Genomic DNA, 10,829 nt, shown 5'->3' with positions numbered 1-10,829 from the left:
CGCACTTGTTTCTACACGATCCGGGTGCAACCAGCTGATCTATCTCGGGAAAACGTGGGGAAACCTCAGATCCAGGATCGCCTTGATGTGCAGAACATCGATCTGATGATCCTGGCCGGCTTCTGCCGCAATTGCCTGGGTGACTGGTACCAGGAAGCAGCCGAAGCGCACAGCCAGCCGATGACCAAGGACCAAGCGCGCCAAGCGGTCTATGGAATGCCGTTCGCCGACTGGAAACAGCAGCACCAGAAAAACGCAACGCCCGAGCAGTTGGAAGCCTTCGCTGCCGCTCAACGCAAGCACGGCTGAATCGATCGGCCGGCGGCTGGCGCATTGGCGCCGGCCGTTTTAGTGCCCACTTGCAGCGATGAAGATGCACCGGCGCCACAACTCCACAGGTAATGCAGCTGCGAGTCGTTGCCTGACTCAGTCGCGAGTCGCCTCTTCTACCTGATTGGTCTGCGGCACCGCATCGGGATTGAGCGTGCGGCTTTCGCGCCGCGGCGGGGCGAACGGCGTGGGCTTGGGCACGGTCAGCGTGATATTGCCGTACATCAGCCCTGCCACTGCACCGGCACGCGTATTGCCGGCCGCAATCTCCAGTTCGAAACGCTCGGCATCGCGACTCCGGATCGCGCGCGCGATCGTGACGGCCTCGTCCTGGTCCTCGCCCAGCTCGACCAAGGCCGCTTGCCCGAATGCCACCGCCGATTCGAAGGTCCCGCGAATCTGGTAATCCACGCCGGCAGCAACCAACTGCAACGAGCGCTCACGGTCGTACGAGCGCACCAACAACCTGGCGTGCGGAAACTCGCGCGCTGCCCGCTAGACGATGCGATTGGCGGCCTCGCGGTTGTCGACGCACACCGCAATCGCGCGTGCGCTATGCGCTCCGGAGGCATGCAGCACATCGAGCCGGGTGCCGTCGCCGTAGTAGATATTGAAACCGAACTGTTCCGCACCCTGGATCATCTCGATATCGCTATCGATGATGGTCACATTCACGTGGCGTGCCAGCAGCGACTGGCTGGCGACCTGACCGAAGCCGCCCAAACCCGATGATCAACACGCTGCCGGTATGGCCGCCGGCTGCTTCCACGCCATCAAACGACACTTTAAAGGCCGGCGTCAGTCTGGCGTTGACCTGTGCATCGATGACGCCGGAAGCCGATGCCGCAGCGAAGAGTGGACGAAGGCGAACTCGCCACCCTGCGCCATCAGCACGCCACGATCCAGCGCCTGGCGATGGTCATGGTCGCTGCGCATCAGCCGCGCCACTTGGACGCAGCCAGAATCCGGAACAAGGGATTAAGCAGCCAGCGCCCTTAGACCAAGAAGCCCACGATGCAGACCAGACCGATGCCGATGTCCTGCCAGCGCTGACGGCGCCTGCGGGTGGCCGTTGGAACCCATCCAGGCCACGATCGCCAGCAGCGGCAAGATCAAACAGATCTTCGAACAACAGGATCGCCACGATTTTTTGACCAGGCGGCAAGGCGACATCGCCACGCTCGGCCAGCAACTGCACCACCACCGCCGTAGAGGTCAGCACGAAACCGGACGCGGCAACGAATGCCACCGGCGGCACAACGCCGAGCAACATGCCGATACCGGTCAGCACGAGCGTGCACACCGCGATCTGCGCGGTCCCCAAACCGAAGATCTGTTTGCGCAGACTCCACAGGTAGGACGGCCGCATTTCCAGCCCGATTACGAACAGGAACATCACCACGCCCAACTCGGCCACGTGCAAGATCGCCTGCGGCTCATTGAACAGCCCAGGGCCGAGCGGACCAATGGCCAATCCGGCCGCCAGGTAACCCAGCACCGAGCCCAGGCGGAGACGACGGAACAAGGGGATCGCAACCACCGCATCGCCTAAAACGTTTCACTGGATTGGGCAGTTTGGCGCATTCCGGAGATTCTAGCGGCACAGGCTTACCACTGCCCTGCACCTGTGTGCGCATCAATCGATCAGCCAGCTCTTCCAAATCGACCTTGATCAGCACGTCGATCCTGGCCAGCGAGGCCCCAAACGACGAACGACGCCAGATGGCGTCGTTCGTGGATGCAGGCAATAGCCGGGCACTCAGCCGCGCGCGTCGGCCTCGGCCAATGCAGCGCGTAGGATGTCCTTTGCCGGCCCACCATGCTTCTCGTGCTCGAGCGCGAAATGCACCGTGGCTTCGATCAGGCCGATATGCGCGCCGCAATCGAAACGACGGCCTTCGAAGCGATACGCATCGACAGTTTCCTGCTGCAGCAGTCCGTAGATTGCATCGGTCAGCTGGATTTCGCCGCCTGCGCCAGCGCCGGTTTCTTCTAGCAGTTCGAAGATCTTGGGGCTGAGCACATAACGACCGACCACGGCCAGATTGCTCGGTGCGACTTCCGGCTTGGGCTTTTCGACGATCGCGTTGATGCGGCCCTTGCGGCCGTCGAATGCATCGGTGGCCACAATGCCGTAACTGGCGGTCTTGTCGTGCGGCACGTCCTCAACGGCAATGACACTGCCGCCGGAAGCTTCGGCCACATCGGCCATCTGAGTCAGCGCGCCAGCGCCACGGTTCCAGATGAGATCGTCAGGCAGCAATACCGCGAACGGCTCATCGCCGACCACGGCCTTGGCGCAAAGAACGGCGTGACCCAGACCAAGCGCTTCGGCCTGCGTCACAAAAATGGCGCGCACACCTTCCGGCAATGCATGACGCACCAACTCCAGCTGTTCAAGCTTGCCGGCGCGCTCGAGCTTTTGCTCAAGCTCATAGGCCTTGTCGAAGTAGTCGGCGATCGAGTGCTTGTAGCGATTGGTCACGAAGATCAGCGTGTCGCAACCGGCCTGTATGGCCTCGTCGACGGCATACTGGATCAGCGGTCTGTCGATGATTGGCAGCATTTCTTTCGGCACTGTCTTGGTGGCCGGAAGAAAGCGGGTCCCAAGACCTGCGACGGGGAATACGGCCTTGCGAATACGCTTGCTCATTAAAGTCTTCTGACCTCACGTGCGGGGAATGGAACGACCGTATCAGATCTCGTGTCGACTTTCCGTCGAGCAGCCGCAAAATCCGGCATCAGACTGCCCAGCACAGTCTCCATTGCCTTGATGTCATAGCGGTTAACCGCCTCACGCAAGCGCGTCACCAGCTGCAACACCTGCTCGTGCGAGAACTCGCGCACACCGGCTTCCAGAATCTTGGGATGCGCAGTGGGGCGATAGTCTTCGTCCGCATAGAACAGCGTTTCATGCAGCTTCTCGCCCGGACGTAAGCCGGTATAGAGAATCGCCACATCCTTGCCAGGCTGTTTGCCGGCAAGACGAATCATCTGCTCGGCCAGCAAGCGGATCGGCACCGGCTCGCCCATGTCCAACGTGTAGATCGCACCGTGCGAAGCGGAGGCGGCGGCCTGCACCACCAACTGGCAGGCCTCGGGAATGGTCATGAAGTAACGCGTCACATCCGGATGCGTCACCGTGACCGGGCCGCCCTGACGGATCTGCTCACGGAACAACGGCACCACGCTACCGGCCGAATCCAGCACGTTGCCGAAGCGCACCGTGATGAAGCGCGTCGGCGCATCGCGCGCGTCAAGACACTGGCAGATCATCTCCGCATAGCGCTTGCTCGCGCCCAACACGTTGACCGGCTCGACGGCCTTGTCAGTAGAGATGAAGACGAAGGTCTCGATACGTGCACGCTGACAGGCGCGCGCCACATTTTCGGTTGCCAGCACATTGTTGCGCACGGCCTCGCGCAACTGCTCTTCCAGCAGCGGCACCTGCTTGTAGGCGGCTGCATGGAACACCGCATCCGGGGTTGCAGTATTTAGCGCATGTGCCACCACTGCCGGGTCGCCGCAATCGCCGAGCACGCGCACCACTTCGATATCGGGGAACAGCCGGCGCAGATCCGAATCGACTGTCAGCAGTGCCAGCTCATCGATTTCCAACAGCACAATCCGACGCGCACCGTGACGCGCGCACTGGCGGCAGACTTCCGAGCCAATCGAACCGCCGGCGCCGGTGACCATCACGGTCTTGTTGGTCAGCCAATCGCGGATCAAGCGCCAATCGGGCGTGACCGGCTTGCGATTGAGCAGGTCCTCAATCGCGACCTCCTTCAATTCGCCAGGCAACGAACGCCCCTCCAGCACGTTGATCAGCTTGGGCACCATACGGAACGGCAAGCCGGTGCTTTCGCAAATTGCCACCACGCGCTGCATCCCGGAGGCATCCAGCGACGGAATTGCAATCACCAACAACCTGGCTGCTGTCTCCTTGGCGATTGATGCAGCCTGATCCAGGTTGCCCAGGACGTTGAGGCCCTGAATCTTGGCGCCATGCAGATTGCTGGCGTCGTCCAGATACCCAACCGGCACAAACGTGCCGCTACGACGAAGATCGCGCACCAGCCCTTCGGCGGCGCGACCAGCGCCAAGAATCAACACGCGCTGCGCGGCATCACCGGAATGCGCAATTTGGTAATCCTTCCAGGCGCGATACAACAGCCGCGGTGTCCCCAGCAATGCGGACAGCGCAAACGGATAGACCACCAGCACCGACAGCGGCACCCCGTCCAGGCGGTCATAAGACAACGCCAGCACGATCGCCACCAAACCAAGGAAACTCGACTTGAAGATATTCCACAGGTCCGGCACCGAGGCGAATCGCCACAGCCCGCGATACAACCCCATCTTCCAGAACACCAGCCCCTGCGCGGCCAGAACCACCGCAGTGCGCCAATCCAACAGTGGAAGATCGGGTGCGTCACGCAGCATGGAGTACCGGCCGGCGTGCAGCAGTTGCCAGCACAACCACACCATCAACACGTCATGCAGCACAACTGCCGCTTGCGGCAACACTTTGGTCAAACGGTCACGCCAGGAATTCATAAAAGTCCATTACTCAGGAATTGCGCAGTCCATCGCGCAGAAAGTGCCAGATCGCGGTAGCACCCACACCCCAGGTCAGGGCATCGGTCAGCTGCATCCAAACCGGATCATGACGAATTAACACGTACAAGCAGAACGCAACGATGCTGAAAGCTAAATAAACACTCGTTACCGCAACGTGCGTCTCAAGCTTACGTGCAAGGCGTTGATAAACGTGCTGGGCGTGCGGTTCCCACCAGCGTTGCCCGGCGAGCATGCGAGACAGCAGCGTGAAGCCGGCGTCTGCAAGAAAAGCCGTCAACGGCAGCCAACTGATCAACCAACTCACCTGCCCGCTCGCTACGGTGAGTGAGAGCAAGCCAGCCAACACATATCCCAGCGCGCCACTGCCGCCATCGCCCAAAAAAATGCGCGCACGCGGAAAATTGAACGGCAAAAACCCCAGGCAGGACGCCGCAACTGCAAGACCTGCCCACGCCAAGGCGCAGGGTAGGACGAAAGCAAATGCCAACGCCGCCAATACAGCCTGGCTGCCAGCCAGACCGTTGATGCCGTCCATGAAATTCCAGACGTTGATCAACACAACAGACGCCGCTGCGCTGATCACGCCATCCAACACATCGCCGGTGTACTGACTGACCAAGACTCCCAGCGACGCCGATGCGGTCAGATGGATCGCAAAACGCAGCCTGGCCGATAGCGAACGATGGTCGTCCCACCAACCCACGCCTGCCACCAGCACCAGCCCGACCGCGAACCAGCCGATCATCAGACGCGCAGCGGGCCAGAACACGGCAGCTGCGATGCAACCCAGCAGGATTGCCGCCACGATCGCCATGCCACCGCCACGCGGGGTCGCGACCACGTGGCTGCGGCGCTCGCCCGGCTGATCCAACAAGCGGCGATGCAAGGCATAGCGTCGCAACAACCAGGTCCCCAGCGCTGCGACCACCAGGTGCAACATGCACCACTGCCAGACCTGCAGCATTAGACGACCGCGTAGTTCAACAGCGGCTTGACCGTGCCCCATTCCTTGCAGCTCGGGCATTGCCAATGGTGCGTCTTCGCCCCGAAGCCACAGCGCGTGCAGCGGTAGCTGGGATTACGCACCAGCAGCTGGTCTGTGATGTGCTTGAGATCCTGCAGCGTGCCAACCGGGTCGCTGCCTTCGGCCAGGGTGAGATCGATCAACGCCGATTCGCCGCGCACCGATGGCCGATCCTTAAGCTGACGGCCCAGATAGGCCAGTGCAGGCGCCACACCGTCCTGCGCTTCAATCAACTGGGTCAGCGCCAACACCGGCGCGATACCTCGATAGTGCTCGGTCATCTCCGACAGGAAGTTACGCGCGCCAGCGACGTCGCCGACACGGCGATAGGCCGCCATCAGTGCAGGAATGATTTCCGGCAGGTATTCCGGGTCGTGCCGCGCTGCACGCTCGAAGGCGCGTACCGCCGCCTCGTCATGTCCGCGTTCGGCTTCGATGCGCCCCTCCAGAATGCCTGCACGCACAGAGGTGCCATCGGCCTGGTAGGCACGGGCGACTGCCTGCATCGCCTCGTCGGTCTTGGTGAGACCACGATAGCGATCGGCCAGCTCGCACTCAAATTGGGAAATAAGCTTACCCATCGGCTCGCCGGTGACTTCTTCGTAGCGGGTGGCGTTATCGATCGCCTTTTCCCAATCGCGCTCGGCCTGATAAATACCGATCAGATGCCGCAGCGCCTGTGGCGCCCGTTGATCCAGCTGCGCCAACTCGGTAAACACAGTTTCGGCACGATCCAGCAGACCGGACTTCATGTAGTCCTCGCCCAGCGCCAGCAGGGCCTGGACGCGCTGCTGATCGGTTAGATCAGCGCGTTGTACCAAGCCCTGATGCAAGCGAATCGCACGATCGACTTCACCGCGACGACGGAACAGATGACCCAGCGCGACCTGCGTCTCGAAGGTTTCCTTGTCCAGTTCGGCGATGTGCAGAAACAGCTCGATCGCCTTGTCCGGCTGCTCGTTGAGCAGATAGTTCAGACCGCGAAAGTAGGTACTGGACAAACGACTGACCTGCGTGTCGCCGTGACGCTGACCGCCACGACGGCCGACGATCCAGCCGCCCAGCGCTGCCAGCGGCACAAACAGAAAGAACCAGATCCACTCGGTCAGAAAGTCCATACGTGCTTACAGTCCATCGATGGGGCGCGTCTCGACTGCGGAAGGCGCAATGGGCCTGGCGTCAACGCGACTGACTGCAACAGCCTTGCTGGCCTGGCGCAGTTTGGAATAGAGGGGAATGACCACACTGACCAGCACCATGCCGGCACCGATCAACACACCGACCAGCAGCGCGACGATGATCGCGACCCCGGAGGTCATGTGCACACTTGAAAAGAGGAAGTCGAGAGTGACGTCCTGGGAATTGACCGCACCGATGATCAGACCGACCAACAGGAAAGCCAACATCACCAGCAAGCGAAACACCTTCATGGAGAAACTCCCTCGGGAAGGGGCCTAGCTTAACCGAGCCGACATAAACGCAGCAGTAGAGCGATCTTCAATCTACCGTATCGACCAGATCGACAGGCACCACGGAGCTGACACGCTCACGCAATTCCTTGCCCGGCTTGAAGTGAGGAACATGCTTGCTAGGCAGCGCAACCGACTCGCCGGTTTTGGGATTACGCCCAAGGCGTGGCGGACGGTAATGCAGCGAAAAACTGCCGAACCCGCGAATTTCGATCCGCTCACCATCGGAGAGCGCTTGCCCCATCATTTCCAGCAGCGATTTGACTGCCAGATCCACATCGTCCGACTTCAGATGCGCTTGGCGTCGCGCCAGGATTTCAATCAATTCGGACTTGGTCATGGGAAGACTTGCTTTTTTTCGACTGACACATCGGAATCGGCCCGGGCAAGCCCGAGCCGATCCATCACGCTCTTGCGAGCGCTACGCGCTTACTCGGACTTATTGCTGTTCAACTGTGCACGCAGCAGCGCGCCCAACTGAGTCATGCCGCCCGACGCTGCGGAGGAGGACTGGTATTCCTCCATCGTTTCGCGCATTTCGGCATCGTCCTTGGCCTTGATCGACAGCTGCAGGGTGCGGCCCTTACGGTCCATGCCCACAAACTTGGCTTCGATCTTGTCGCCGACCTTGAGGTGCTGGGTCGCATCGTCCACACGCTCGTTAGCGATGTCGCGTGCAGCGACGTAGCCTTCGATGCCGTCGGCCAGGTCGATCGTGGCGCCCTTGGCATCCACTTCACGTACCACGCCTTCGACTTTCGAACCCTTCGGGTTGGACGCCATGTATTGGCCGAACGGATCCTGCTCCAGCTGCTTGACGCCCAGGCTGATGCGCTCACGTTCCGGATCGACTGCCAGCACAACGGCTTCCAGCGTGTCGCCCTTCTTGTAGTTACGCACGACATCTTCGCCGGTGGTGTTCCAGCTGATGTCGGACAGGTGAACCAGACCGTCAATGCCGCCGTCCAGACCGATGAAGATGCCGAAGTCGGTGATCGACTTGATCTGACCGGACACCTTGTCGTTCTTCTTGTGAGTGGCAGCGAAGGTTTCCCACGGATTGGCGGCAACCTGCTTCATGCCCAGCGAGATGCGGCGACGCTCCTCGTCGACATCCAGCACCATCACCTCGACTTCGTCACCAACCTGCACAACCTTGGATGGGTTAACGTTCTTGTTGGTCCAATCCATCTCGGAGACGTGCACCAGACCTTCGACGCCCGGCTCGATCTCGACGAATGCGCCGTAATCGGTGACGTTGGAGACCTTGCCGAACACGCGGCTGTTGGCCGGGTAACGACGTGCGATGTTGTCCCACGGATCTTCGCCTAGCTGCTTCACACCGAGGCTGACGCGGTTACGATCGCGATCGAACTTCAGCACGCGCACGTCGAGCTCGTCGCCAACATTCACGACTTCGGACGGATGGCGCACGCGCTTCCAGGCCATGTCGGTGATGTGCAGCAGGCCGTCGATACCGCCCAGGTCTACGAATGCACCGTAATCGGTCAGGTTCTTGACGACACCCTTCAGAATCGCGCCTTCCTGCAGCTTGTCCATCAGCTGCTCGCGCTCTTCCGAATGTTCGCTCTCGACCACTGCACGACGCGACACCACCACGTTGTTGCGCTTGCGGTCCAGCTTGATCAGCTTGAACTCGAGTTCCTTGCCTTCCAGGTAGGCAGGGTCGCGCACCGGGCGCACATCCACCAGCGAACCAGGCAGGAACGCGCGAACATCTTTGATGTCCACGGTGAAACCACCCTTGACCTTGCCACTGATGCGGCCGGTGATGGTTTCGTTCTTTTCCAACGCCTCTTCCAGCTCGTCCCACACCATTGCGCGCTTGGCTTTCTCGCGCGACAGCACAGTCTCACCGAAGCCGTTCTCGATGGAATCGAGGGCAACCTTGACCTGGTCGCCAACGCCGACATCGATCTCGCCAGCGTCGTTACGGAACTGCTCGATCGGCACAATGCCTTCGGACTTCAAGCCAGCGTTGATCACCACCACGTCGCCGCGCACTTCCACGACGGTACCGGTGACGATCGAGCCCGGCTTCAGCTTCGCCAGATTGGCTTGACTGGCTTCGAACAGTTCAGCAAAAGATTCTGTCATTTGAATTTTACTCAGTTGAACACACGGGCGTTGATCGTCGGGTTGCGACAGATACGAGCCACCCAGCCTGTTGGTCGACTCCGGACAGCGAGTCGGTTAAGTGGTCATAGAACCGCTACACGGGATGTGCGACGGAGCCTTGGAACGCCTTACGGTCGGCGGGACCTGCCCGCTTGCGGAACGCTTACGACGACGTGCGAGCGGCTAACACCCCGACCACACACTGGACGACATCCTCGATTCCCATTCCGCTGGTATCGATCAGCGCAGCGTCTTCGGCTGGCCGTAATGGCGCCACCACCCGCTGCGCATCACGTGCATCACGGGCTATGATCTCGCGCAGCAGAACCGCAAAGATAACTGAAACACCCTTTTCCATCAACTGTTTATGACGACGGCCCGCACGTTCTTCGGCACTCGCGGTCAGAAACACTTTGAATTCAGCATCCGGGAAGATCACCGTACCCATGTCGCGCCCGTCGGCAACCAGCCCGGGCGCTCGCCTGAATGCGAGCTGACGCTCCTTCAGGGCCCCGCGCACCTCGGGAATGGCCGCAATCGCCGACGCCAGCGCACCAGTGGTTTCCAGGCGTAACTCGCTGGTGGCGTCAACGCCGTTGACTAGCACGCGCAGCCCCGCTTCGCCTGCGTCATCGAAATCGACCTTGGTGTCGAAAGTGCAACGCACCAGCGCAGCCGGGTCGGACAAGTCAAGATCGGCCCAGCTCGCTGCAACACCCACGGCGCGGTACAGTGCGCCCGAATCGAGGTAGTGCCAGCCCAGCCGGGCAGCCACGATCCTGCTCACAGTGCCCTTGCCGGCACCGGAGGGTCCGTCAATGGTGAGGACGGGCGAAACGTCGGTCATTCAGGTTTCCGGAAGGTCATAAGCCGCTAGTGTAGCGCCGCTCGCAGCGATTCGGATGCAACCACTTGAAAGCACGACGAAAAGCCGGTTAGAATTGCCGGCTTAAATTCCGGGTGCAGCCTCGATCTCGCGCTCACCCTTCCATCGAACTCAAACCGTTTACGCCGAGGTGTGCCATGAAAGTCCTGTCCTCCCTGAAGTCTGCGAAGACCCGTCACCGCGACTGCAAGGTGGTCCGCCGCCGTGGCAAGGTCTTCGTGATCTGCAAGTCGAACCCGCGCTTCAAGGCGCGTCAGCGCTAAGCCGATGCCGCGCGTGCAAGACCCGACAAAGCCGCCTCCGGGCGGTTTTTTCTTGGGCGGTGATTCACGGGCGCGGCCTTCACGGACGCTGTGATGCGCTTGGCTTCAGCGGCTCGGGATGCCCTCGCAGCCGC

10 protein-coding genes and 1 pseudogene are annotated in these 10,829 nt (G+C 60.9%); 2 read left to right on the top strand and 9 right to left on the bottom strand.

Annotation, left to right across the window (positions count from 1 at the left end; all coding sequences use genetic code 11):
* The first annotated feature begins 54 nt into the window (after positions 1–54).
* Complete coding sequence (locus tag XpopCFBP1817_RS07230; RefSeq protein WP_244171100.1) at positions 55–309, top strand: DUF1244 domain-containing protein; 255 nt, start codon at positions 55–57, stop codon at positions 307–309.
* Positions 310–426: 117 nt separating this feature from the next.
* On the opposite strand, the pseudogene XpopCFBP1817_RS07225 reads toward XpopCFBP1817_RS07230, so the two are convergent.
* The 9 genes and pseudogenes from XpopCFBP1817_RS07225 to cmk all read right to left on the bottom strand — a co-directional run bounded on the left by XpopCFBP1817_RS07225 (position 427) and on the right by cmk (position 10,393).
* Positions 427–1,870, bottom strand: a pseudogene (locus XpopCFBP1817_RS07225) (cation:proton antiporter domain-containing protein).
* A 219-nt stretch (positions 1,871–2,089) separates the two neighbouring features.
* Positions 2,090–2,983, bottom strand: coding sequence for a UTP--glucose-1-phosphate uridylyltransferase GalU (gene galU, locus XpopCFBP1817_RS07220; RefSeq protein WP_128416597.1), 894 nt, complete (start codon positions 2,981–2,983; stop codon positions 2,090–2,092).
* Entirely contained in the window at positions 2,983–4,890 is a 1,908-nt protein-coding gene (locus tag XpopCFBP1817_RS07215; protein WP_167393857.1) for a polysaccharide biosynthesis protein, read from the bottom strand. Before XpopCFBP1817_RS07215 ends, galU begins: the two co-directional genes overlap by 1 nt.
* Positions 4,891–4,903: 13 nt before the next feature.
* Entirely contained in the window at positions 4,904–5,878 is a 975-nt protein-coding gene (locus XpopCFBP1817_RS07210; RefSeq protein ID WP_128416596.1) for an MraY family glycosyltransferase, read from the bottom strand.
* Positions 5,878–7,056, bottom strand: a complete 1,179-nt coding sequence (gene lapB, locus XpopCFBP1817_RS07205) for a lipopolysaccharide assembly protein LapB (protein WP_128416595.1) — start codon at positions 7,054–7,056, stop codon at positions 5,878–5,880. Before lapB ends, XpopCFBP1817_RS07210 begins: the two co-directional genes overlap by 1 nt.
* 6 nt (positions 7,057–7,062) lie before the next feature.
* Positions 7,063–7,368 carry a lipopolysaccharide assembly protein LapA domain-containing protein gene (locus XpopCFBP1817_RS07200; protein WP_128416594.1) on the bottom strand — a complete coding sequence of 102 codons (306 nt, stop codon included), beginning with the start codon at positions 7,366–7,368 and terminating at the stop codon, positions 7,063–7,065.
* 67 nt (positions 7,369–7,435) lie between these two features.
* Positions 7,436–7,747: an integration host factor subunit beta gene (locus tag XpopCFBP1817_RS07195; RefSeq protein ID WP_128416593.1), complete on the bottom strand. Its 312-nt coding sequence runs from the start codon at positions 7,745–7,747 to the stop codon at positions 7,436–7,438.
* A gap of 89 nt (positions 7,748–7,836) precedes the next feature.
* Entirely contained in the window at positions 7,837–9,525 is a 1,689-nt protein-coding gene (gene rpsA / locus XpopCFBP1817_RS07190; protein WP_128416592.1) for a 30S ribosomal protein S1, read from the bottom strand.
* A gap of 184 nt (positions 9,526–9,709) precedes the next feature.
* On the bottom strand, positions 9,710–10,393 hold the full coding sequence (gene cmk, locus XpopCFBP1817_RS07185) for a (d)CMP kinase (RefSeq protein WP_128416591.1): 684 nt from the start codon (positions 10,391–10,393) through the stop codon (positions 9,710–9,712).
* A 176-nt stretch (positions 10,394–10,569) separates the two neighbouring features.
* Between cmk and ykgO the strand changes: the two genes are divergently transcribed.
* Complete coding sequence (gene ykgO, locus XpopCFBP1817_RS07180) at positions 10,570–10,695, top strand: type B 50S ribosomal protein L36 (RefSeq protein ID WP_005913193.1); 126 nt, start codon at positions 10,570–10,572, stop codon at positions 10,693–10,695.
* Positions 10,696–10,829: the final 134 nt, after the last annotated feature.

This window comes from Xanthomonas populi, from assembly GCF_002940065.1.
Classification (GTDB): domain Bacteria; phylum Pseudomonadota; class Gammaproteobacteria; order Xanthomonadales; family Xanthomonadaceae; genus Xanthomonas; species Xanthomonas populi.
This window is presented reverse-complemented; position numbering and strand designations above follow the sequence as displayed.